The organism is Bartonella jaculi, from assembly GCF_039543045.1.
GTDB lineage: Bacteria > Pseudomonadota > Alphaproteobacteria > Rhizobiales > Rhizobiaceae > Bartonella > Bartonella jaculi.
The window spans coordinates 1-599 of the sequence record NZ_BAABIZ010000193.1; the positions used below are offsets into that span (position 1 = coordinate 1).

The following is a 599-nucleotide window of genomic DNA, read 5'->3' on the forward strand; positions in this document are numbered from 1 at the left end:
ACACCCGCTTGTGATGCGCTTTTCTGCTGAAGCTCAAGAGATTTTTCGTGAGTGGATGCAAAAGATTTTTAAAGAAGCTAAAGAGAATAACCTTTCTGAAAGTTTACAATCGCATCTTTTGAAAATGCCCAAAACCATAGCAAGCCTTGCATTGATTTTTGAACTGACCGAAGGGGGGCGTTTTGAAATCAATAAAGATGCTCTTCAAACAGCATTGCGTTGGGAAAAATATTTGTTAAGCCATGTTAAAAGGCTTTATGCGGCGGGGAATGCCTCTATAGAAGATTGTGCAAAATTGATTATTGAACGCTGTGATCATTTACCCGATATTTTTACTTTACGTGATATTCATCAACGTGACTGGAGAGGTTTAAAAGATCATGCCATTCTAAAACAAGCTCTAGAGATTTTATGCCGTTCTAATCATATTCGTCAAATATCAAGTGAAAATAGCTCTAAAGGAGGTCGACCTACCATACGCTATGAATGGAATCCTTTAGTGAAAAATCATAAGATTTCGCACTGAGGCAATCTGAAAATGTTATAAAGCATTAAATCAATACAACTTTGTATTTGCATAGTGAACCTTCAAAGTCTTT

The 599-nt window shown here is 36.4% G+C and carries 1 protein-coding gene; it reads left to right on the top strand.

The features are described 5' to 3' along the window. Positions 1 to 526: DUF3987 domain-containing protein (locus ABD915_RS10150; protein WP_345117849.1), on the top strand; the 526-nt coding region annotated here is incomplete at its 5' end. Positions 527 to 599: the final 73 nt, after the last annotated feature.